The 19,937-nt window shown below is 73.1% G+C and carries 23 protein-coding genes; 13 read left to right on the top strand and 10 right to left on the bottom strand.

Features of this window, described 5'->3' with window-relative positions; all coding sequences use genetic code 11:
• Window positions 1–194: 194 nt before the first annotated feature.
• Window positions 195–1,037 (top strand): DeoR/GlpR family DNA-binding transcription regulator, encoded by an 843-nt coding sequence (locus tag ADL29_RS11780; protein ID WP_053923601.1) that lies wholly within the window; start codon window positions 195–197, stop codon window positions 1,035–1,037.
• Between the two features lie 162 nt (window positions 1,038–1,199).
• Window positions 1,200–1,676 carry an SRPBCC family protein gene (locus ADL29_RS11775; protein WP_053923600.1) on the top strand — a complete coding sequence of 159 codons (477 nt, stop codon included), beginning with the start codon at window positions 1,200–1,202 and terminating at the stop codon, window positions 1,674–1,676.
• A gap of 52 nt (window positions 1,677–1,728) precedes the next feature.
• Here ADL29_RS11775 and ADL29_RS11770 read toward each other — a convergent pair whose 3' ends face one another.
• The gene (locus tag ADL29_RS11770; protein WP_053923622.1) at window positions 1,729–2,826 is read right to left on the bottom strand and encodes a PLP-dependent cysteine synthase family protein; all 1,098 of its coding nucleotides are present in this window, start codon (window positions 2,824–2,826) and stop codon (window positions 1,729–1,731) included.
• A gap of 322 nt (window positions 2,827–3,148) precedes the next feature.
• Here ADL29_RS11770 and ADL29_RS11765 point away from each other — a divergent pair, with 322 nt between their 5' ends.
• Both ADL29_RS11765 and ADL29_RS11760 read left to right on the top strand, forming a co-directional pair.
• A complete protein-coding gene (locus ADL29_RS11765; RefSeq protein WP_046929168.1) occupies window positions 3,149–3,436 on the top strand; it encodes a hypothetical protein in 288 nt (95 codons plus the stop codon).
• Between the two features lie 238 nt (window positions 3,437–3,674).
• A complete protein-coding gene (locus tag ADL29_RS11760) occupies window positions 3,675–4,199 on the top strand; it encodes an ATP-binding protein (protein WP_053923621.1) in 525 nt (174 codons plus the stop codon).
• Window positions 4,200–4,290: 91 nt separating this feature from the next.
• On the opposite strand, the gene ADL29_RS11755 is transcribed toward ADL29_RS11760, so the two are convergent.
• The gene (locus ADL29_RS11755) at window positions 4,291–4,596 is read right to left on the bottom strand and encodes an SHOCT domain-containing protein (protein ID WP_053923620.1); all 306 of its coding nucleotides are present in this window, start codon (window positions 4,594–4,596) and stop codon (window positions 4,291–4,293) included.
• Between the two features lie 225 nt (window positions 4,597–4,821).
• Between ADL29_RS11755 and ADL29_RS11750 the strand changes: the two genes are divergently transcribed.
• The 4 genes from ADL29_RS11750 to ADL29_RS11735 all read left to right on the top strand — a co-directional run bounded on the left by ADL29_RS11750 (window position 4,822) and on the right by ADL29_RS11735 (window position 7,490).
• The gene (locus ADL29_RS11750; RefSeq protein WP_053923619.1) at window positions 4,822–5,445 is read left to right on the top strand and encodes a TetR/AcrR family transcriptional regulator; all 624 of its coding nucleotides are present in this window, start codon (window positions 4,822–4,824) and stop codon (window positions 5,443–5,445) included.
• An 11-nt stretch (window positions 5,446–5,456) separates the two neighbouring features.
• Entirely contained in the window at window positions 5,457–5,855 is a 399-nt protein-coding gene (locus ADL29_RS11745) for a (R)-mandelonitrile lyase (RefSeq protein ID WP_053923599.1), read from the top strand.
• A gap of 46 nt (window positions 5,856–5,901) precedes the next feature.
• Window positions 5,902–6,498 (top strand): DUF4865 family protein, encoded by a 597-nt coding sequence (locus tag ADL29_RS11740; protein WP_053923598.1) that lies wholly within the window; start codon window positions 5,902–5,904, stop codon window positions 6,496–6,498.
• Window positions 6,499–6,587: 89 nt separating this feature from the next.
• Window positions 6,588–7,490 carry a phosphotriesterase family protein gene (locus ADL29_RS11735; RefSeq protein WP_053923618.1) on the top strand — a complete coding sequence of 301 codons (903 nt, stop codon included), beginning with the start codon at window positions 6,588–6,590 and terminating at the stop codon, window positions 7,488–7,490.
• On the opposite strand, the gene ADL29_RS11730 is transcribed toward ADL29_RS11735, so the two are convergent.
• Both ADL29_RS11730 and ADL29_RS11725 read right to left on the bottom strand, forming a co-directional pair.
• Window positions 7,480–7,863 (bottom strand): PPOX class F420-dependent oxidoreductase, encoded by a 384-nt coding sequence (locus tag ADL29_RS11730; protein WP_053923597.1) that lies wholly within the window; start codon window positions 7,861–7,863, stop codon window positions 7,480–7,482. The genes ADL29_RS11735 and ADL29_RS11730 overlap by 11 nt on opposite strands.
• Before the next feature lie 68 nt (window positions 7,864–7,931).
• Window positions 7,932–9,152: an ROK family protein gene (locus ADL29_RS11725; protein ID WP_046929164.1), complete on the bottom strand. Its 1,221-nt coding sequence runs from the start codon at window positions 9,150–9,152 to the stop codon at window positions 7,932–7,934.
• A 17-nt stretch (window positions 9,153–9,169) separates the two neighbouring features.
• Between ADL29_RS11725 and ADL29_RS11720 the strand changes: the two genes are divergently transcribed.
• The gene (locus ADL29_RS11720; protein WP_046929163.1) at window positions 9,170–10,411 is read left to right on the top strand and encodes an MFS transporter; all 1,242 of its coding nucleotides are present in this window, start codon (window positions 9,170–9,172) and stop codon (window positions 10,409–10,411) included.
• Window positions 10,412–10,494: 83 nt separating this feature from the next.
• Window positions 10,495–11,268, top strand: coding sequence for a maleylpyruvate isomerase family mycothiol-dependent enzyme (locus tag ADL29_RS11715; RefSeq protein ID WP_053923617.1), 774 nt, complete (start codon window positions 10,495–10,497; stop codon window positions 11,266–11,268).
• Here the strand turns inward: ADL29_RS11715 and ADL29_RS11710 are convergent.
• Window positions 11,236–11,718: a hypothetical protein gene (locus tag ADL29_RS11710; RefSeq protein WP_053923596.1), complete on the bottom strand. Its 483-nt coding sequence runs from the start codon at window positions 11,716–11,718 to the stop codon at window positions 11,236–11,238. The genes ADL29_RS11715 and ADL29_RS11710 overlap by 33 nt on opposite strands.
• A gap of 93 nt (window positions 11,719–11,811) precedes the next feature.
• Between ADL29_RS11710 and ADL29_RS11705 the strand changes: the two genes are divergently transcribed.
• Window positions 11,812–12,123 (top strand): DUF6332 family protein, encoded by a 312-nt coding sequence (locus ADL29_RS11705; RefSeq protein WP_053923595.1) that lies wholly within the window; start codon window positions 11,812–11,814, stop codon window positions 12,121–12,123.
• Here the strand turns inward: ADL29_RS11705 and ADL29_RS11700 are convergent.
• The 3 genes from ADL29_RS11700 to ADL29_RS11690 all read right to left on the bottom strand — a co-directional run bounded on the left by ADL29_RS11700 (window position 12,084) and on the right by ADL29_RS11690 (window position 14,985).
• Window positions 12,084–12,758 (bottom strand): response regulator transcription factor, encoded by a 675-nt coding sequence (locus ADL29_RS11700; protein ID WP_046929160.1) that lies wholly within the window; start codon window positions 12,756–12,758, stop codon window positions 12,084–12,086. The genes ADL29_RS11705 and ADL29_RS11700 overlap by 40 nt on opposite strands.
• Window positions 12,755–14,041 carry a sensor histidine kinase gene (locus ADL29_RS11695; RefSeq protein WP_053923594.1) on the bottom strand — a complete coding sequence of 429 codons (1,287 nt, stop codon included), beginning with the start codon at window positions 14,039–14,041 and terminating at the stop codon, window positions 12,755–12,757. Before ADL29_RS11695 ends, ADL29_RS11700 begins: the two co-directional genes overlap by 4 nt.
• 215 nt (window positions 14,042–14,256) lie before the next feature.
• Window positions 14,257–14,985, bottom strand: coding sequence for a TetR/AcrR family transcriptional regulator (locus ADL29_RS11690; protein ID WP_053923593.1), 729 nt, complete (start codon window positions 14,983–14,985; stop codon window positions 14,257–14,259).
• A gap of 155 nt (window positions 14,986–15,140) precedes the next feature.
• Here ADL29_RS11690 and ADL29_RS11685 point away from each other — a divergent pair, with 155 nt between their 5' ends.
• The gene (locus ADL29_RS11685; RefSeq protein WP_078970908.1) at window positions 15,141–15,581 is read left to right on the top strand and encodes a nitroreductase family deazaflavin-dependent oxidoreductase; all 441 of its coding nucleotides are present in this window, start codon (window positions 15,141–15,143) and stop codon (window positions 15,579–15,581) included.
• Window positions 15,582–15,674: 93 nt separating this feature from the next.
• Here ADL29_RS11685 and ADL29_RS11680 read toward each other — a convergent pair whose 3' ends face one another.
• Window positions 15,675–16,904 carry a geranylgeranyl reductase family protein gene (locus ADL29_RS11680; protein ID WP_053923591.1) on the bottom strand — a complete coding sequence of 410 codons (1,230 nt, stop codon included), beginning with the start codon at window positions 16,902–16,904 and terminating at the stop codon, window positions 15,675–15,677.
• A 194-nt stretch (window positions 16,905–17,098) separates the two neighbouring features.
• Between ADL29_RS11680 and ADL29_RS11675 the strand changes: the two genes are divergently transcribed.
• Window positions 17,099–18,472: a dipeptidase gene (locus tag ADL29_RS11675; RefSeq protein ID WP_053923590.1), complete on the top strand. Its 1,374-nt coding sequence runs from the start codon at window positions 17,099–17,101 to the stop codon at window positions 18,470–18,472.
• Window positions 18,473–18,812: 340 nt separating this feature from the next.
• Here ADL29_RS11675 and ADL29_RS11670 read toward each other — a convergent pair whose 3' ends face one another.
• Entirely contained in the window at window positions 18,813–19,847 is a 1,035-nt protein-coding gene (locus ADL29_RS11670) for an NUDIX hydrolase (protein WP_053923589.1), read from the bottom strand.
• Between the last annotated feature and the right edge of the window lie 90 nt (window positions 19,848–19,937).

Below are 19,937 nucleotides of genomic sequence, written 5' to 3'. Positions count from 1 at the left end.
CCCCCAAAGGGGGAGGAGGGGGGAGGGGGCGGGGGAGCGACCGGTTGGGGGTTTCGCCCCGAAATGCGGAGCGCATCGCGCCGTCAGTCCCGCATGCGAGGATGAAGGAGCAGTGATCGCAGGCGAGTGATCACAGACGGCAGCGAGCAGGGAACGGCCCGAGGGAGCGAGTCGGGCGGAAGGGACGGGCCGGGGTGAGCGACAACCAGAATCTCCTCGCGGAGCAGCGGCGTGCCCTGATTCTCGATGAGGTGCGGCGGCGGGGCGGGGTGCGGGTCAATGAGCTCACCCGCAAGCTGAGCGTGTCGGACATGACGGTCCGTCGTGATCTGGACGCCCTTGCCCGTCAGGGCATGGTGGAGAAGGTGCACGGCGGCGCGGTGCCGGTCGGCGAGCCGAGTGCGCACGAGCCCGGTTTCGAGGCGAAGTCGGGGCTCGAGCTGAGTGCCAAGGAGGCCATCGCCAAGGCCGCGGCCCAGATGGCGGCGCCGGGCAGCGCGATCGCGCTGGCGGGCGGGACGACCGCGTACGCGCTGGCGCAGCAGTTGCTCGAGGTGCCGGATCTGACGGTGGTGACGAATTCGGTGCGGGTGGCCGATGTGTTCTACAACGCGCAGCGGGCGGCGGCGAGCGGCGGCGGACCGCTCACGGGGGCCGCGACGGTGGTCCTGACGGGCGGGGTGCGGACGCCGTCGGACACCCTGGTGGGCCCGGTGGCGGATGCCGCGATCCGGTCGCTGCACTTCGATGTGCTCTTCCTCGGGGTGCACGGCATATCGATGGAGGCGGGGCTGTCCACGCCGAATCTGGCGGAGGCGGAGACCAACCGGCACTTCGTACGGTCCGCGCGGCGGGTGGTGGTGGTCGCCGACCACACCAAGTGGGGCACGGTCGGGCTGAGTTCGTTCGCGTCGCTGGACGAGGTCGATGTGCTGGTGACGGATGCCGGGCTGGCCGCCGGGGCGCGGGCGGAGTTCGCGGAGCTGCCGCCGGAGCTGGTGGTGGCGGGCGAGCAGACGGCCGACGCGGACGCCTGACGGGAGGACCGGACGGCGGATCCGGGCCCGCAGCCCGGGACCCCGCCGGGCGGCGATGGGCGGCGTGCGGCGGCCACAGACATCTGACATGACGTCAGCTATGGTGTGCGGCCCGGGCCGGGACAGCCCGGCCCGCCGACGTCCCGTAGGGGGTGCTCGTCCATGGCACGCCGACTCCGCCCCGTCGAGCTCGACTTCGTCGAGTCCGCACCGCTGCGGCTGGTGTTCGCCGCGGAGGCGGCCGCCCCGCCGAAGGCCGTGTACGCCGCGCTGGCGGACGATGTGGCGGGCTGGCCGGACTGGTTCACCGGCGTCTCGCGCGCGGTGTCCACGGATGACGGCAGGGGCCGGGAGGTGCGGCTGACGGGCGGTACGCGGTTCGCCGAGACGGTCCTGGCGGCCGAGCCGGACGAGCGCTACGCCTATCGGGTCGACACCACCAACGCCCCCGGATTGCGGGCCCTGCTGGAGGACTGGCGGCTGACACCGGCGGGCGGCGGGACCCGGCTGCGCTGGACGTTCGCGGCCGACGGCCCGGCGCCGTTCCGGCTGGTGATGATGCTGGCCCGGCCGGGGCTGGGGCGCGCCTTCCGGGAGTCCGTACGGGCGCTGGACCGGCGGCTGGCCAGGCAGACATGAGGAAACATGAGGCTCCCGGGCCCCGCCCCGGACCCCGCGCCCGGCCCCGCACTCACCCCGTCCAGGAACCGTCTGCAAGGAACGTCTCGATGGTGCGCGCGTACGGCGCGATGTCCAGGCCCTGGGCGGCCAGCCAGTCGTCGGAGTAGTACTTGTCGAGGTAGCGGTCGCCGGGGTCGCAGAGCAGGGTGACGACGGATCCCGTGCGGCCCTCGGCGACCATCTCCGAGACGATCTTCAGGGAGCTCCACAGGCCGGTGCCGGTCGAGCCGCCCGCCTTGCGGCCGATCGCCGTCTCCAGGGCGCGTACCGCGGCGATGCTGGCCGCGTCCGGGACCTTCATCATCCGGTCGATGGCGCCGGGCAGGAAGCTCGGCTCCATACGGGGCCGCCCGATGCCCTCGATGCGGGAGGCGGTGGCGCAGTCGGTCCTGGCGTCGCCGGTGCGCCAGCCGTCGAAGAAGCAGGAGTTCTCCGGGTCGGGGACGCAGATGCGGGTGTCGTACTGCATGTAGTGCACATAGCGGGCGATCGTGGCGGAGGTGCCGCCGGTGCCTGCCGTGGCGACGATCCAGGCGGGCTCGGGATAGCGCTCCAGGCGCAGCTGCTGATAAATCGATTCTGCAATGTTGTTGTTGCCGCGCCAGTCGGTGGCCCGCTCGGCGTAGGTGAACTGGTCCATGTAGTGCCCGCCGGACTCGGCGGCGAGCCGGGCGGAGACCTCGTACACCGTCCGCGGGTCCTGCACCAGATGGCAGCTGCCGCCGTGGAATTCGATCAGGCGGGTCTTCTCCCGGCTGGTGGTGGCCGGCATCACGGCGATGAACGGCACCCCGATCAGGGACGCGAAGTACGCCTCGGAGACGGCCGTGGAGCCGCTGGAGGACTCGATGACGGGCTTGCCGGGGCGGATCCAGCCGTTGCACAGGCCGTAGAGGAACAGCGAGCGGGCCAGCCGGTGCTTGAGGCTGCCGGTGGGGTGCGTCGACTCGTCCTTGAGGTAGAGGTCGATGCCCCACGCCTCGGGCAGCGGGAAGCGCAGCAGATGGGTGTCGGCGGTGCGGTTGACGTCCGCCTGGACCTTGCGGACGGCTTCTTTCAGCCAGTCGCGGTAGTCCGGATCGCTGCGGTCGACGTCGACGGTCGCCATCGGGGCCGCGACCGCTATGTCCTGGTCCGGCCGGCTCTGCGGCTGCTGTGCGGTACTCACCGGCGCACTCCTCAAGGGTTTCCGAGCCCGCGCACAACGCCGGGCCGATTCCGACTATAGCTACCTCTCGCAAGCTTCTCACCTGCATAAACATCACTTTGAGAGTCTCCAAGGAGGGCCTGGGAGAGGGCCGTTGCGCCCCCCTGCGACCCGGCGCGCTCCTCTGCGACCAGGGGCACTGGTGTACGGGACGCCGTACGGGCAAACTTCCCTGAAGGGGCGGTGAAGGGCACCTGCCCGAGGCACCGAGGAGGTGGTGGCCATGGCGGAGCCGGAATTCAACGCGACCGGCGTACGGATCGAGCGATGGCTGCGGTCCCTGACCCGCGCCGGACAGATCGTCATCAGAGACGGCCGGCTGGCGCTGCTGACGAGCTACGGCAGGGAGATCGACAGCGCTCCGCTGCAGGCCGTTCAGGCCCATAAGCCGCTGTTCGCGGCGCGGGACCGGGCGCTGGCGACGCTCAACGGCCACCGCTATTCGCTCACCCTCGGGGCACCCGAACGCTTCCTGAAGGCAGTACAGGCGGCACGTCCGCCACGCACCTGACCACCCCCGGAAGGCCGGAAAAGTCGGAAATGTGCGGTTGCGGGACCGCACCAGCTACCCGACCCTGGACTCGTATCACTGAGGGTTCACCAGCGGTGACGCTGTGATGCGGTGGGCGCGGTCGTGCGGTGGGCATGGCCGTGCACCCGGGATCGTCGTGCAGCCGGCATCGCTGGATCCGATCTTCGCCCCTGCCGTGTCGTTCGGGGGCGCCCGACCTCATCAGGGAGTCGTGGTCGTGATCAGGCAGCCCAGCAGACACTGCACGGTGGAGCTCCAGGCCCTTCCGGCCCGTATAGGACATGTGCGCAGGATCGTCTCGGCGCAATTGCGCTACTGGCGTCTGGACGCCTTGATAGATCCGGCGGCGCTGGGGGTGACGGAACTGCTCGCCAATGTCCACCGGCACGCCCTGCCCAGCAAGCGGTGCACGGTCGAACTGTATGCACTGCTCGATCAGTTGACGGTCTCGGTGCACGATCTCGATCCTCGGCTGCCGCGGGTCCGGGCGGCCGAGTCCTGGGAGACCTGCGGCCGTGGTCTCGCGCTGATCGCGGCGCTCAGCGCGAGCTGGGGGATGCATCCGGACACGGACGGCAAGGGGAAGGTCGTCTGGTTCACCCTTCCGGCCGCGCCCGCGGAGGCCGCGCGGCCGGCGCGCTGGGAGCCCGTACCGCTCGATCCCGATCCGCTGGACGCGGCCGCCGCGGCGGCGGTCCCGGCCGACCCGCTGTCCCGGACCGGGAGCGCGAAGGTCGGCTGAGACCGCGGCCGCCCTCCGGCGAGCCGCTACTCGGCGGCGACCGCCCCGCCGATGGCGCGCGCCGCGGCGGGTGCGCCCGGAAGGGCGGCGGTCACGCCGCGTCTCCCTTCGGCCCGGTGCCGAAGTGCTCCTCCAGGACGGACAGCCGGCGCCAGTACTCCTCCTCGTCGATCTCGCCCGCGGCGAAGCGGCGGCCGAGGACGGCGATGGGTGTGGGCGCGCCGGCGGGGGTGGTGGACCGCGGGCCGCGGAACCGCGGGCCCGGTCCGCCGTGCCGCCGTACGGTGCGGCGCAGCAGGGTCACCACGCCGAGGACGGCAAGCGCCCAGAGGACCGGGACGAAGAGGATCCAGGGGCCGGGGCCGCCTGCGGACCAGGGGTGCGCCAGCTCGAACACGGTGCTCAGCTCCTTGAGTGCGACGGTTGTCGGGGTCACCTCCGAGGTTCGTCCGCCGGACGCCGTGAGTCGTCGTACGGCCAGCGGCTCTGCGCGTACGACGCGGGGAGTACGGGACGCCGCCCCTGCCGTACGCGATCGCCGAAGTACCGGGGGGAGCACCGATGTACGGGATCCACAGGGCCGTCCTTGATCTCTGTAACTACTGGTATGTACAGTGCGATCATGAGCAGCACGCAGGAACAGCAGGACCGGCGGCCCGACACCCGGGAACGCCTGGTCCGCAGCACCCAGGAGCTCCTGTGGGAGCGCGGCTACGTCGGCACCAGCCCCAAGGCGATCCTCGAGCGCGCGGAGGTCGGCCAGGGCAGCATGTACCACCATTTCGCGGGCAAGTCCGATCTGGCGCTGGCGGCGATCCGGCGCACCGCGGAGGGGATGCGGGAGACCGCGGAGCAATGCCTCTCCGGGCCGGGGACGGCGTACGACCGGGTCGCCGCCTATCTGCAGCGCGAGCGGCGGGTGCTGCGCGGCTGCCCGATCGGCCGGATGACGCAGGACCGCGATGTGGTGAAGGACCCGGAGCTGCGCCGCCCCGTGGACGAGATGTTCCGCTGGCTCCAGAGCCGGATCACCGAGGTGCTCGCCGAGGGGCAGCGCCGCGGCGAGCTGGCCGCCGGCCTGGATCCGGCGGCCACTGCGGCAGCCGTCGCCGCCGTGGTGCAGGGCGGCTACGTCCTGGCGCGGGCGGCCGACGACACCGCACCGTTCGACGCGGCCGTACAGGGGCTGCTGACGCTGCTCGCGGCGCAGGCCACGCCCGGTACGACCACCGCCAACGACCGCTAGGAGACCCGTCCATGGACATCACCCGACAGCGCCCCGCCACTCAGCCGGGCCCCGCCGCGCGTTTCACCGGCAGTGTCTGGCTCGACGAGATCGCCGCCCCGCCGCCGCCCTCCCGTCTGCGGATGTTCAGCGTCCACTTCGCCCCGGGCGCCCGCACCTTCTGGCACACCCATCCGCACGGCCAGGTCCTGTACGTCACCGAGGGTGCCGGTCTGGTGCAGCGCGAGGGAGGGCCCGTGGAGCCGATCCGCGCCGGGGACACCGTATGGATCGCGCCGGGCGAACGGCACTGGCACGGTGCCGCACCGGACGCCTTCATGACCCACCTGGCGACCGTCGAGGCCGCGGCCGACGGTACGACGACCGAATGGGCGGAGCCCGTCGGTCCGGACGCGTACCCGAGCGCATGACCGCCCCACGTCCCCGAGCCGCCACTCCCCCGTACGGAGCCCTCTGATGCACGCCATGCAGTATGCGATCACCCTCCCCGCCGACTACGACATGGGGATCATCCGGCGCCGGGTGAAGTCCAGGGGCCACCTCCTGGACGCCTGCCCGGGACTCGGCCTCAAGGCGTACGGCATCCGGGAGCGTGGCATCGACGGCTCGCCGGTCAACCAGTACGCGCCGTTCTACCTCTGGGCCGACCCGGAGGCCATGAGCGGCTTCCTCCTCGGTGACGGATTCCGGGGGGTGATCCGCGACTTCGGGCGGCCGGCCGTCGAGAACTGGCGGGGGCTCTTCCACCGCGCGGGCCCGGCCGCGGGCCGCCTCCCGGTGGCCTTCTCGCGACGGACGGAAACCGTCTCCGAGGACGGCGATCCGGCCGCCGTCGTCGCGAACGCCCTCGCGGGACACGAGGAGCTGGCCGCCACGGAGGGGGTGTACGCCACCTCTCTGGCGCTCGATCCCCGCCGCTGGGAGCTGGTCCACTTCACCCTGTGGACGGACGGCGCCCCGGAAGCCGTACAGGTGGCCGCGGGCGACCGCTATCGGGTGCTGCACCTGTCCGCACCCGGCGTCGACGGGCTGGGGGCGGGGCGGCTGTGGTGAACACCTCTGCCGCCGGTCCGTCCACGGCGAGCGCTTCCGCGGCGGCCCGGCCCGCCGCCGGTCCCGCCGTCCGTACGGTCCTCGGCGACATCGCCCCCGCCGGACTCGGCGTCTGCAACGCCCATGACCACCTCTTCCTGCGCAGCCCGCTGCTGCCGGGCCAGGAGCTGGACGACGCCGCGGCCGCGGCCGCCGAGCTGGCCGCCTTCCGCACGGCCGGCGGCGCGTCGGTGATCCAGTGGACGCCGTACGGAATGGGCCGGGGCGCCGCCGAACTGCCGCGGCTGGCCCGGGAGTCGGGGGTCCGGATCGTCGCCGCCACCGGGCTGCACCAGGCGGCGCACTACCCGCCCGAGGTGCTGGAGCGGCTCCGGTCCGATCTTGCCGCGGTGTTCGTCGCCGAGCTGGCCGAAGGGATCGGCGACACCGGTGTCCGCGCCGGGATGATCAAGGTGGCCGGGGGCTTCCACGGCCTGGACCGGCACGCCCGGTACACCATGGCCGCGGCCGCGGAGGCCCAGCTCGCCACGGGAGCGGCCATCGGTGTCCATCTGGAGCTGGGCACCGGCGCGCTGGACGTCCTCGATCTGCTCTGCGGTGAGCTGGGGGTCGCGCCGGACCGGGTGGTCCTCGGCCATCTCAACCGCTCGCCCGATCTCCTCGTCCACCGGACGGCCGCCGAGGCGGGCGCGTATCTCGCCTTCGACGGCCCTTCACGCGCCCACCACGCCACCGACTGGCGGCTGCCGGACGCGCTGGCCGCGCTCGCCGACGCGGGCTTCGCCGACCGGATCCTGCTCGGCGGTGACACCACGACGGCCGGCGCCCGGTCGGTGAACGGCGGCCCCGGCATGCCGCATCTGCTGCGGCGCCACCGGGCCCGGCTCGGACTCGCCCTGGGGGAAGACCTGGTGACGCGGTTTCTGACGGCCAATCCGGCGCGGGCGTTCGCGGCCGACTGGGGGCGCAGCGGGGCCACGGCTACAGCGTGACGGAGATGCCCACATGCGGCCGCCTGCCCCGGCGGAGCAGTGCGCCACCGGCGTCCATCAGCCGGAACCGCAGGCCGTATTTGCCGGCCATCGCCTGGCGTACCCGGAGGAGCGCGTCGGCGCCCTCCAGGAGCCGGGCGGTGCCTTCCATGGTCGGCGCACCTTCGGTGAGGCGGCCGCGCACATCGCACGGGGTCACGGTCACCCGCGTGTCGTTGCGCAGCCGTTTCACCTTCCAGCTGTCGTCCCGTGTCCACACCAGGAGTTCGTTCCCGTCGGCCACCGCCCATACGGGGGTGGCCACCGGGGTGCCGTTCCTGCGGTGGGTGACCAGGCTGACGTACGGGGCGCGGGCGAGCGGTTCGGGAATCATGGCGGCAGCCTAGAAGTACCCCTGTGCGCCTTCCAGCGCCCATCGGGGTGCCGGTCGCCCGCCGGGTGCTAGCGCTCGACGACCACCAGAGGGTCGTCCAGCACCGGCTGCCAGGCCAGCTCCGCCGCCCCCACGAGGCTGTTGTGGTCGAGGCTGCACGGCAGGATCGGCACGCCGCCGCTGCGGCCCCACAGGCTGCGGTCGGCGACCACCGCCCGCAGCCGTTCCGGGTCGGCCTCCACGAGGGCGCGGTGCAGGCCGCCGAGGATGATGCGGTCGGGGTTGAGGATGTTGACGAGTCCGGCGATGCCGAGGCCCAGGCGGTCGATGAGGAGGTCGGCCGCGGCGCGGACGCCCGGGTCGGCGTAGTCGTTGCGCAGCAGGTCGGCGGCCTGGTGGAGCAGCGAACCCTCGGGGCCCGGTGTGCGGCCGGCGGCGGCGAGGAAGGCGAGCGGGTCCGCCTCGACGTCCAGGCAGCCGCGGCTGCCGCAGTGGCAGGGCGCGCCCTCGGGGTTGACGGTCAGATGGCCGACCTCCAGGGCCAGGCCCGAACTTCCGCTGTGCAGACGGCCGTCGAGCACCAGGGCCCCGCCGACGCCCCGGTGGCCGGAGGCCACACAGAGCAGGTCGCGGGCGCCGCGGCCGGCGCCGTGGCGGTGTTCGGCGAGCGCCCCGAGGTTGACATCGTTGCCGGTGAAGCCGATCGCTTCGGTGACTCCGGGGATGCCGGCGTCGGCGAGCGCACGGAGGAAGAGTGCGCGTACGGGGGCGCCCGCGGGCCAGGCGAGGTGCAGGGGGTTGAGGGCCTCGCCGTCCGGTTCGGCGACGGCGGAGGGCACCGCGAGGCCCGCGCCCAGGCAGCGGCGGCCGGTCTCGCGCAGCAGGGCGGCCCCCTCCGCGACGGCCTCGGCCAGGACATGGGCCGGGTCGGCGGGGATGGTGCCGCAGCCGCTGGTGGTCGCCACGATGCGGCCGCCGAGGCCGACCAGGGCGACGCGGTATCCGTCGGCGTGGATCTGCGCGGCGAGCACGACGGGGCCGTGTTCGTCGACGAACAGCCGGTGGGAGGGGCGTCCTTGGGATCCGGCGGAGGCGGTCGGCCGGGAGTCGACGGTGATCAGGCCGAGCGCTTCGAGCTCGGCGGCCACCGCGCCCGCGGTCGCGCGGGTCACGCCGAGTTCCGAGGTCAGAACGGCGCGGGTGGGCGCGCGGCCGGTGTGTACGAGCTCCAGTGCGGGTCCGAGGGCGCCACGGCCCCGCTCCAACCTGGTTGTCCGAGTGTGGGTCACCCCCCTATTCTGACTTTGTGCCGACGCTAAACAAAATACGGACCGCCCTAACGGGGGCCATGATCCGTAAAACGCGCCCCGCAGACCCCTTCCCCACCGACCCGCGGCTGGTCCGGCTCCGCCTGGCGATCACCGCGTTCTTCGCCCTGGACGGCTTTCTGTTCGCCGGCTGGGTCGTCCGGATCCCCGCGATCAAGGCGCAGACGGGCGCCGGGGCCGGCGCCCTCGGGCTGGCCCTGCTCGGCGTGTCGGCGGGCGCCGTCGCGTTCATGATGCTCACCGGACGGCTGTGCCGCCGGTACGGCACCCACGCCGTGACCGTAGCCTCGGGCGTGGCGATGTCGCTGAGCCTCGTGCTGCCGCCGCTCACCCGCTCGGCGACCGCACTGGGCCTGGTCCTGCTGGTGTTCGGCGCCGCGTACGGCTCGCTGAACGTCGCCATGAACAGCGCCGCCGTCGACCTGATCGCCGCCCTGCGGCGCCCCGTGATGCCGAGCTTCCATGCCGCCTTCAGCCTGGGCGGAATGGTGGGCGCGGGGCTCGGCGGGCTGATCGCCGGCGGCCTGTCCCCCACCGTTCATCTGCTGCTGCTCGCCGCGATCGGCGTCGTGGTGGCGGCCGTCGCGGGGCGCGCGCTGCTCGCGCATCCCGCGCCCGTCGTACCCGAGCAACTGCCCGCATCCGGACCGCGTTCCGGGCGCCGCCGCTCCGGCCGCCTCGTGTTCGTCTTCGGTCTCATCGCCCTGTGCACCGCGTACGGCGAGGGCGCGATGGCCGACTGGGGCGCGCTGCACCTCTCCCAGGACCTGGCCGCCGGGCCCGGCCTCGCCGCCGCCGGATACTCGGTGTTCGCCCTGGCGATGACCGCCGGACGGCTGTCGGGCACGGCCGTGGTGCAGCGCTTCGGACAGGCCCGCACCCTGATAGCGGGCGGTACGACGGCGGCCGCCGGGATGCTGCTCGGCGCGCTGGCCCCCACCACATGGGCGGCCTGCCTCGGCTTCGCGGTCGGCGGCCTCGGACTCGCCAACATCTTCCCCACGGCCATCGCCCGCGCCGGCGAGGCCGGCGGTCCGGGCGGGGTCGCCGCGGCCTCCACCATCGGCTACGCCGGCATGCTGCTCAACCCGCCCGTCATCGGCTTCCTGGCCGAGGAGTTCGGACTCCCCCTCGCGCTGACCACGATCTCCCTGCTGGCGGCGGTCGCGGTGGTCATCGCGTACGGGACGCGCGGGGCGCAGCGCGGCGGGCGGGGGTGACAGCCGGCGGCGCGAAGGGCACCGGGCGGCGGACCGGGGGCCGGGCCGAGGAGTTGTCAGTGGCGGCTGGCACACTCGTCGGCATGGAGATCACTGAGTTCGTCGAAACGCTGCGGCTCGACGGCGGGCTGCTGGCCGACGCCGCCGAGCAGGCCGGGCCCGACGCCCCGATTCCCGCCTGTCCCGAGTGGCGGATACGGGATCTGGTCACCCACGTCGGTCGGGTGCACCGCTGGGCGACGGACATCGTGACGCAGCCCGTCGACGAGCGGCCGCCCGGCGGCCCCGCCCCGGCCCCGGAGATGCCCGACGACGAACTGGTGCCCTGGCTGCGGGACGGCCACCACCGCCTCGTGGTGGCGCTGCACACCGCCCCGCAGGACCTGAAGACCTGGACGTTTCTGCCCGCGCGGTCCCCGCTGGCCTTCTGGGCACGGCGGCAGGCCCATGAGACCTCGGTGCACCGCGCGGACGCCCAGCAGGCGGCGGGCAGCGCGCTCACGCCCCTCCCGGCCGCCTTCGCCGCCGACGGCATCGACGAACTCCTCGCCATCCACGCCATGGACCGCAGCCGGGTGCGGACGGACACACCCCGGACGATACGGCTGCGGGCGACGGACACGGCCGGCGCCGAGTGGACGGTCCGCCTGTCCGACGCGCCGCCGCACACGGTCCGCACGGCGGGACCGGCGCCCGAGGCCGCACGGCAGGGGCCGGAGACGCCGGTGGACTGCACGGTCGAGGGGCCGGCCGAGGAGCTCTATCTGACGCTGTGGAACCGCCTGCCGTGGGACGGGCTGAAGGTCACCGGCGACGAGGCGCTGTCAGCGCTGTGGCGGGAGCACGGCGGCATCTGAGCGCCGGGTCACTCCCCGTACGGCGTCCGTGTCCCGCAGGGACCTGAGCAGGGGGAGCGCACAGCCGACGACGAAGAGCCCGAAGAGCGTGATGGGCAGCAGGCCGACGGGCTGCAGCAGCATCCCCGGATTCCGCTGCAGCCGCGGCCAGTTGACGGACCAGTTGGCCAGGACGTCCAGCGTCATCACGCCTGCGGCCAGCCGGACACCCAGCGGCCGCGCGCGGGCCACCAGCACGGCGGCGAGCGGGTCGAGGGCCACCAGGGCGACGAAGAACGCCTGCAGCGGCGCCGGTCCGAACCCCGCATAGGCGTGGATCCCGCCCCGGGCGAGATCGAGGAGATGGGCGCCGGTGCCCTCCAGGAAACCGATCACAAACGCCGCACCCACCCACCGCGCCCAGCGCGGCCGCGCCCTCCACCGGCCCCGTCCCCACCCGCGTCTGCGCATCCGGTCAGCCTAGGGCCCGTCCGCCCCTGGTCCGCCGGACCGGCCCCGAGTGCGCCTGCCCCGAAGTCCGGCCGCCCCTGTCAGACTTGTGGCATGTCCCCCACTCGCACCCGGGCCGAACGCGACGCCCTCACCATCGAGATCACCTTCGCGCTGGTCACCGCCGCGTTCGCAGGAGCCGTCGGGTTTCTGGTGATGGGCAGCGCCGCCATCTGGGCTCCGATGCCGCGGTCCTGGGCGGGCCCGTGGCTGACGGCGAGCGGGGTCGTGGGGGCGGTGCTCTTCGTCGTCCGGGTGGTGCGGGTGCTGCGGCGGTGGCCGGGTCCGGCGGGCGGGCGTCCGGCGGGGCGGGACATCGTGTGGTTTCAGCCCAGCCAGCCGGGGCGCACCAACCCGGACTCATAGGCCAGCACGACCAGTTGGGCGCGGTCCCGGGCGCCCAGTTTGACCATGGTGCGGCTGACATGGGTCTTGGCGGTCAGCGGGCTGACGACCAGACGGCGGGCGATCTCCTCGTTGGACAGGCCGATGCCGACCAGCGCCATCACCTCGCGCTCCCGCTCGGTCAGCACGGACAGCGCCGACAGCGCGTCGGCCGCGGCCGGTTCCTTGGAGCGGGCCGCGAATTCGGCGATGAGGCGGCGGGTGACACCGGGCGAGAGCAGCGCATCGCCGGCGACGACCGCGCGGACGGCCCGGAGCAGCTCCTCCGGTTCGGTGTCCTTGACGAGGAAACCCGACGCCCCCGAGCGGATCGCCTCGAAGACGTACTCGTCCAGCTCGAACGTGGTCAGCATGACGACCCTGACACCAGACAGCTGCGGGTCCTCGGTGATGCGGCGGGTCGCGGCCAGGCCGTCCAGTACGGGCATCCGGATGTCCATCAGCACAATGTCCGGGCGCAGTCGGCGGATCGCGTCCAGCGCCTCCTGGCCGTCGGACGCCTCGCCGGCCACCTCGATGTCCGGCTGGGCGGCCAGCAGCGCCTTGAACCCGGCCCGGACCAGCAGCTGGTCGTCGGCGAGCAGTACCCGGATCACGGCTCCTCCTCGGTGGCGGCGGGGATCACCGTATCCGTACCGGCGGCTGGTCCCGCTGCCGCGGTCAGCGGGATACGGGCCCGGACCCGGAAGCCGCCGTCCGGGCGCGGGCCCGCCTCGACGGTGCCGCCGAGGGCCGCGGCCCGCTCCCGCATCCCGACCAGGCCGTTGCCGCCGCCGTCCGGATCCCCGGTGACGGAGGTCGCCGGGCCGTCGTCGTCGACCTGGATCTCGAGCGCCCCGGGGGTGTGCCGGAGCAGGACCCGGGCGCTGCGGGAGCCGGAGTGCCGGACGATGTTGGTGAGCGCCTCCTGGACGATACGGAAGGCGGCGAGGTCGGCGCCGGGCGGCAGCGCGACGCGGGTGCCCTCGGTGGTGACGGCCACGGAGAGGCCCGCGTCCTTGGCCTGTTCGGTGAGTTCGGGCAGGCGGTCCAGGCCCGGTGCCGGGGAGCGCGGGGCGTCGCCCCGGGTGCGCAGGGTGTCCAGGACCTGTCGTACCTCGCCGAGCGCTTCCTTGCTCGCGGCCTTGATGGTGGTCAGCGCCGTACGAGCCTGCCCGGGATCGCTGTCCAGAAGCGCCAGGCCCACGCCCGCCTGGACGTTGATGACGGAGATGCTGTGCGCCAGGACGTCATGCAGCTCGCGGGCGATCCGCAGCCGCTCCTCGTCGGCCCTGCGCCGCTCGGCGGCGGCCCGCTCCGCGCGGACCCTGGCGAGCTGCTCGCGGCGCACCCGCACCAGCTCCGACACGGCCACCACCGCCACCATCAGGGCGGCGACGAACAGTTCGTCGCTCCAGGGAGCGGGCCCGTCGTGCGGCGGCGGCAGCCGGCGGTAGAGCCAGTGCCCGACGAGGAGATGACTCACCCACAGACCGCCGAGCGCACACCAGGCGACGGCGCGGTGCCCGGCGAGGATCGCCGCGAAGGCGCCCAGCGCGATGGTGAGAAAGACCGGCCCGTACGCGTACCCGGCCGCGAAGTAGACGGCGGCGGACGCGGACGTGCCGATGGCGACCGTACGCGGACAGCGGTGCCGGAAGAGCAGCAGGACACCGCCGAGGACCAGCAGCGCCCGCGCGAAGGCGTCCAGCGGCATGCGATCGGGCTGGTTGTGCGCCGCGAAGCCGGAGCCGACGGTGACGAAGACCGTCACCGCGGCCGTCGAGACCCACGGCAGCCGGGCCCCCGCCCAGCTCTTCGGCTCCCCGCGCACCGGCGACCACCGCTCCCACGCCGGTCCCAGGCAGCGCCGCACCCACGGCGGCCGTGCGTTCTCCATGCCGGTAACGCTAGACCGCGGCCCGGTCCGGCGGCGTCAGCCCGGGGCAGTGAGCGGCGGTACTCCCGCGGTAGTAGGCGGTGGGGCGAGATCGGAGTACGGGTTGACCGCCACCGGCGCCGAAGGAACGCGGACCACGCGGAGGGACACAGCGGACCACGCGGAGGGACACAGCGGACCACGCGGAGGGACACAGACAACAGCCCCGCCCCGGCTCACCGCGCCGTACGGCGCTCGCGATGGGTGGTGAGGCCGACGCTGTGGGCCAGCTGGAGGACGGACTGCTCGAAGAATTCGCTGCGGGCCTCGATCACCCGGTTGAACTGGCCGAAGACCTCGAAGCTCACCAGGCCGAACAGCTGCGCCCAGGCGCCGACGAGCCGGGCCAGCACCGCACCCGGCAGCTCCACGCCCAGCTCCGCACCGAGGGCGAGCGCATCGCCCACCACCGCGTCGGGCAGCGGTTCGGCGGGCTCCTTCAGCGCTCCGGCGGCGTACGCCTCGCGGACCACGCCGATCAGCGCGAGGCCGACCCGGGCGGCGGGCTCCGTGGTGGTACGGGGCGCGGTGTAGCCGGGGACCGGGGAGCCGTAGATCAGCGCGTACTCGTGCGGATGGGCCAGGGCCCAGGTGCGTACGGCGGAGCAGACGGCGGTCCAGCGGGCGACGGGGCGCCTGGCATCGGCGCCGGTGAGGGCGGAGCGGGCGGTTTCCGCGGCCTCGCCGACGGCGTTGTAGGCGTCGACGATCAGCGCGGTCAGCAGGTCGTCGCGGCTCGGGAAGTACCGGTAGAGGGCCGAGGAGACCATGCCGAGTTCGCGGGCCACGGCGCGCAGCGAGAGCTTCGCGGCGCCCTCGGCGGCGAGCTGTCTGCGGGCCTCGTCCTTGATGGCCGCGGTGATTTCGTTACGGGCCCGTTCCCTGGCGCCTCGGATCGCTGTCATGGGGGCAGTCTGGCACGACGCAGATCAGTGCACCAAAGCGAGAGCAGTGCTCTTGCGCGGGAGCGGCGACCTCATGCACACTGCTCACAACCGAGAGCACTGCTCTCGAAATGGAGTGTTGTTCCCCCACAACGGAATCCGCAGGAGGTCCTCCCATGTCCCACTACGTCAAGCCCGGCCGCTTCGCCGCCCGCCTCAACGGCATCATCGGCTGGCTCGCGCGACGGGGCATCAGCCTCGCCGGTTCGGCGGAGCTCGCCGTCCGCGGCCGCAAGAGCGGCGAGTGGCGGCGCGTGCCCGTCAACCCGATGCCGTACGAGGACGGCCGCTACCTCGTCTCGGCACGCGGCCATTCCGAGTGGGTACGCAATCTGCGGGCGGCGGGCGGCGGCGAACTGCGGGTCGGCCGCCGCATCCGCCGGTTCACCGCCGTCGAGCTGCCGCCCGCCGAGACCCCGGCCCTGCTGCGCGCCTATCTTCAGCGCTGGGGCTGGGAGGTGAAGTCGTACTTCGGGGCCGTCACCGCCGAGTCCAGCGACGAGGAGCTGCTGGCCGCGGCCCCGCGCCACCCCGTCTTCCGGATCACCGAATCCTGAGGATCACCGGGCCCGGCGGCTCACCGAGACCCGAGCCCGGCCAAGCCGGCCAGCCCGGCCAGGCCAGTCAGCCGACCAGACCGGCCGCACGCCTCACACCTGCGCCCGGTCCAACGCCTCCCGCCGGTCGAACGCGTCCAGCGCCCGCCGCGCCATCGGATGCGTACGGACCAGCTCCGCCAGCGTCGTCGTCCCCCGAGTGATCTTCGCGAACGCATGCCACGCCGGCCGGAAGCCCGTGATCGCCGCATGGAACATCCCCGGACGCCGCGAGAAGACGCTGAGCATCCGACGCCCCACGCTCATCTCCACCCCCAGCCCCGCCTTGATGGCGAACGCGTAATTGAGGGCCTGCCGACGGGCGTCCACCGCATCGTGGGCCTCGGAGACCCGCACCGCCCACTCCCCCGCGAGCCGGCCCGAGCGCAGCGCGAACGAGATGCCCTCGCGGGTCCACGGCTCGAGCAGGCCCGCCGCGTCGCCGCACACCAGGACCCGGCCACGGGACAGCGGCGAGTCATCGGCGCGGCAGCGCGTCAGATGCCCGGACGAGATGCTCGGTTCGAAACCGGCGAGGCCGAGCCTGCCGATGAAGTCCTCCAGATAGCGCTTGGTCGCCCCGCCCTCGCCGCGGGCGGAGATCACGCCGACGGTCAGGGTGTCCCCCTTGGGAAAGACCCAGCCGTAGCTGCCGGGCATCGGGCCCCAGTCGATGAGCACCCGGCCCGCCCAGTCCTCGGCGACCGTCCCGGGCACCGGGATCTCCGCCTCCAGCCCGAGGTCGACCTGCTCCATCTTGACGCCGACATGTCCCCCTATCCGGCCCGCGCTGCCGTCGGCACCGACCACCGCGCGCGCCAGCACCACCTCGCCGTCGCCGAGCACCACCGCGACGGTCCGGCGGTCGGGCACCTCGGCGCCGTGCTGTTCCACCCGCGCCACCGTGACGCCCGTACGCACCTCGGCGCCCGCGTCCTTGGCCGACTCGACCAGCCCGGCGTCGAACTCGGGGCGGTTGATCAGCCCGAAGAGCATGTGTTTCGAGCGGCGGGTGCGGGTCATCCTGCCGTTGAGCGAGAACGTGACCGCATGCACCCGGTCCCGCAGCGGGAGCTCGAAGCCGGGCGGCAGGGAATCGCGCGAGGGGCCGATGATGCCGCCGCCGCAGGTCTTGTAGCGGGGCAGATCCGCCTTCTCCAGCAGCAGCACCCGGCGTCCCGTACACGCCGCGGCATGCGCGGCCGAGGCACCCGCGGGCCCCGCGCCCACCACCACGACGTCCCACACCTGCTGGTTGTCCTCGGCTGCGTGCTCGCTGCTCACCTGTGCGTTCGCTCCCGTTCGATTGCCTGGCTGCGCGTACCGCCCGCATCCTACGGGCCGCTGTCGCGCGGACCTCCTGTGGGAAGATCGGGGGCACCTATCCCCGTACGTCCGACCCGTATGGCTCGTCCGGCTCACGAGGTAGGACGACCGACGTCCCACGTACTCAACGTCGCGCCCACAAGGAGCGTTCCATGACTGACAGGACCGATTCGTCCGGCAGCCCGCTCGCGCGCACTGTCGCCGCGCTGCAGCCCCGTGCCCTGACCGAGCTGGCCGAGCTCGTGGCCTTCAAGTCGGTGGCGGACCCGGCGCAGTTCCCCAGGAGCGAGTGCGAGGCGGCGGCCAACTGGGTCGCCGATGCGCTGCGGGCGGACGGCTTCCAGGACGTGGCGCTGCTGGACACCCCGGACGGCACCCAGTCGGTGTATGGCTTCCTGCCCGGCCCGGCAGGCGCCCCCACGGTCCTGCTGTACGCCCACTACGACGTGCAGCCGCCGCTCGACGAGACCGCCTGGGTCTCCCCTCCCTTCGAGCTGACCGAGCGCGACGGCCGCTGGTACGGGCGCGGGGCCGCGGACTGCAAGGGCGGCCTGATCATGCATCTGACGGCGCTGCGCGCGCTCAAGGAGCACGGGGGCATACCGGTCAACGTCAAGGTGATCGTGGAGGGTTCCGAGGAGCAGGGAACGGGCGGCCTGGAGCGCTACGCCGAGGCGCACCCGGAGCTGCTGGCCGCCGACGCCATCGTCATCGGCGACACCGGGAACTTCCAGGTCGGGCTGCCGACGGTGACCGCGACGCTGCGCGGCATGACGCTGGTACGGGTCCAGGTCGACGCCCTCGAGGGCAATCTGCACTCGGGGCAGTTCGGCGGCGCGGCCCCCGACGCACTGGCGGCGCTGATCCGGATCCTGGACTCGCTGCGGGCCGAGGACGGCTCCACGACGGTCAAGGGGCTGGCCGCGGATGCGACATGGGAGGGCCTGCAGTATCCGGAGGAGGAGTTCCGTAAGGACGCCAAGGTCCTGGACGGCGTCGGGCTGATCGGCAACGGCACGGTCGCGGACCGGATTTGGGCGCGCCCCGCCGTCACCGTCCTCGGCATCGACTGCCCGCCGGTGATCGGCGCCACCCCGTCCGTGCACGCGGGCGCGCGGGCGCTGGTGAGCCTGCGGGTGCCGCCGGGCACGGATGCGGCGGAGGCGACGAAGCTGCTGGCCGCCCACCTGGAGAGCGCCGCGCCGTGGGGCGCGCGGGTCGCGGTGGAGCAGATCGGCCAGGGCCAGCCGTTCCGGGCGGACACCAGCAGCCCCGCGTATGCGTCGATGGCGGATGCGATGCGGGAGGCGTACGACGGCCAGGAGATGCAGACGTCCGGTATGGGCGGCTCCATCCCGCTGTGCAACACGCTTGCCGGGCTCTACCCGGAGGCGGAGATCCTGCTGATCGGCCTGAGCGAGCCGGAGGCCCAGATCCACGCGGTCAACGAAAGCGTCTCGCCGCAGGAACTGGAACGGCTGTCGCTGGCGGAGGCCTTGTTCTTGCAGCGGTACGCGGCGCTCTAGGTTTCTCCCCACGTTGTCGCTGCCGCTTTGCCTTGGCCGTACGTAGTCGGCCGTCCCGCCGTGGGGGGTGTTCGCCGTTGCGCCTGCGGCGGGCGTGGGTGTGTACGGGAGCGGTGCCCCTCCTCCGGACTCCGTCCTGCGGAGCGACCCCTCCCGTGGGTGGGGGGAAGGGGTCGGTGGCGCAGCGGCAACCAGCCCGCCGCAGGCGCAACCGTGGGAAAGCCCGACACGTCGGCCCAGGCACAGCGCAGCGGACGGGCCCGCCGCAGGCGCAACGGCGAGAAACAACCACGGCGCCGCAGACAAAAACGTACGGCCCAGGCAAAGCGCAGCGGACCGGTTACCCCACGGGAACCCCCGCCTCAAGGTGCAGCGGACAGCCCCGTTCCCGGGCCCGTAGCGCCCACCGGAGGCGGTTCCAGCGCACCGGCGGGAGCATTGACTCGGCCTCCGTCTCGGTCACGAAGCGCCAGTCGCGCAGCTCGGCGCCGGGCAGCAGCAGGGACCGGATCCGCTCGTCGGGGAGCGTGCCGCCGTCGAACAGCAGCCGCAGACCGCCGAAGCCGGGCGGTTTGGGCGCCTCCCAGTCCACGACGAGCAGGCGGGGCGCGCGGGACAGCTGGATGCCGAGTTCCTCGGCGACCTCGCGTATTCCGGCGTGCACGGGTGGCTCGCCCGGTTCCACGACGCCGCCGGGGAATTCCCAGCCGGGCTTGTAGGTCGGGTCGACGAGCAGCACCCGGTCCTGGTCGTCGAAGAGCAGCACACCGGACGCGAGGGTCTCGGCGGTCGGCTCGGGGGTCTGCACGATGTCGCAGGCCCCGGCTCCGGTACGGACCGCCTCGGCGACCCGTTCGGCGGTCTGCCGGGGGGTGAGCCGGCTGGTGTCTACGACATGGGCATCGTCTCTGATCCAGTCCAGCGCACCGGCGTACGGGCCCAGGTGCTCCAGACACCACCGGCGCAGGGACGCATCGGCCTCGGGGTCACCCTGGGGCTCCGTACGCCCGGCTATGCGCTCCCGCAGGATCGTTTCCTCCGCATGCAGCAGAACGTGTCGTACGGGTATCCGGCGGGCGGCGAGGGAGCCGAAGATCTCGTCGCGGTACTCCTGGCGCAGCAGCGTCATCGGCGTCACCAGCGGGCCCGGCACCTCGGTGAGCAGCGCGGCGGCGGTGTCCACGACCATCCGCCGCCAGGAGGGCAGGTCCTGATAGTCGTCGATCTCCTCGAACCGCTTGGCCGGCAGCATCAACCGCAGTCCGCTGCCGAGGAGTTCGGGGTCGTAGAGCGTGCTTCCGGGAAGCAGGTCGAGCAATTCATGCGCCGCAGTGGTCTTGCCCGCACCGAACGTGCCGTTCAGCCAGACGATCACGGTTTCCCCTCTTCCCTAGACCCAGGTGAGTTGCCCGCAACACCCTGCCACGGAAACGCTCGGGAAGACGGATGCCGGTCAGTGCATCCC

Source organism: Streptomyces chattanoogensis, from assembly GCF_001294335.1.
GTDB classification, from domain to species: Bacteria; Actinomycetota; Actinomycetes; order Streptomycetales; family Streptomycetaceae; genus Streptomyces; species Streptomyces chattanoogensis.
The sequence above is the reverse complement of the archived record's forward strand: the minus strand, read 5'-3'. Positions and strand labels throughout refer to the sequence as shown.

What these genes read in the sequence shown, in the direction of transcription:
- ADL29_RS11675 (WP_053923590.1), top strand. Translation starts at nt 17,099, where the DNA reads ATGACTGACAGGACCGATTCGTCCGGCAGCCCGCTCGCGCGCACTGTC.
- ADL29_RS11775 (WP_053923600.1), top strand. Translation starts at nt 1,200, where the DNA reads ATGGCACGCCGACTCCGCCCCGTCGAGCTCGACTTCGTCGAGTCCGCA.
- ADL29_RS11710 (WP_053923596.1), bottom strand. Translation starts at nt 11,718, where the DNA reads ATGCGCAGACGCGGGTGGGGACGGGGCCGGTGGAGGGCGCGGCCGCGC.
- ADL29_RS11730 (WP_053923597.1), bottom strand. Translation starts at nt 7,863, where the DNA reads ATGATTCCCGAACCGCTCGCCCGCGCCCCGTACGTCAGCCTGGTCACC.
- ADL29_RS11745 (WP_053923599.1), top strand. Translation starts at nt 5,457, where the DNA reads ATGGACATCACCCGACAGCGCCCCGCCACTCAGCCGGGCCCCGCCGCG.
- ADL29_RS11715 (WP_053923617.1), top strand. Translation starts at nt 10,495, where the DNA reads ATGGAGATCACTGAGTTCGTCGAAACGCTGCGGCTCGACGGCGGGCTG.
- ADL29_RS11685 (WP_078970908.1), top strand. Translation starts at nt 15,141, where the DNA reads ATGTCCCACTACGTCAAGCCCGGCCGCTTCGCCGCCCGCCTCAACGGC.
- ADL29_RS11695 (WP_053923594.1), bottom strand. Translation starts at nt 14,041, where the DNA reads ATGGAGAACGCACGGCCGCCGTGGGTGCGGCGCTGCCTGGGACCGGCG.
- ADL29_RS11740 (WP_053923598.1), top strand. Translation starts at nt 5,902, where the DNA reads ATGCACGCCATGCAGTATGCGATCACCCTCCCCGCCGACTACGACATG.
- ADL29_RS11770 (WP_053923622.1), bottom strand. Translation starts at nt 2,826, where the DNA reads ATGGCGACCGTCGACGTCGACCGCAGCGATCCGGACTACCGCGACTGG.
- ADL29_RS11690 (WP_053923593.1), bottom strand. Translation starts at nt 14,985, where the DNA reads ATGACAGCGATCCGAGGCGCCAGGGAACGGGCCCGTAACGAAATCACC.
- ADL29_RS11765 (WP_046929168.1), top strand. Translation starts at nt 3,149, where the DNA reads ATGGCGGAGCCGGAATTCAACGCGACCGGCGTACGGATCGAGCGATGG.
- ADL29_RS11705 (WP_053923595.1), top strand. Translation starts at nt 11,812, where the DNA reads ATGTCCCCCACTCGCACCCGGGCCGAACGCGACGCCCTCACCATCGAG.
- ADL29_RS11750 (WP_053923619.1), top strand. Translation starts at nt 4,822, where the DNA reads ATGAGCAGCACGCAGGAACAGCAGGACCGGCGGCCCGACACCCGGGAA.